At 58.3% G+C, this 206-nt stretch carries 1 protein-coding gene; it reads right to left on the minus strand.

The window, feature by feature from the left end:
• A partial coding sequence (locus D2V05_RS19755; RefSeq protein ID WP_220473524.1) for a hypothetical protein occupies nt 1-206 on the minus strand: 206 nt, incomplete at both ends.

A 206-nucleotide genomic window follows, 5' to 3' on the forward strand; every position in this document is an offset into this window, starting at 1 on the left:
CCCATGTCAGGCCGCGCGCATCAACGCCCAGATCGTTGCCGATAGAGGGCAGCGCCACGTTGACCACGGTGACGTCGACGGCGATGAGGAATTGCAGGATGGACAGACAAACAAGGACTGCCCAGGAACGAGCGACCGATACTTGCGCAGGCCGCGATGAAGAGGTGCTAAAAGACACAGAGAACTCCGTTGCTCGAATGAAGATC

The organism is Flagellimonas pelagia, from assembly GCF_003584135.1.
GTDB classification, from domain to species: domain Bacteria; phylum Bacteroidota; class Bacteroidia; order Flavobacteriales; family Flavobacteriaceae; genus Flagellimonas; species Flagellimonas pelagia.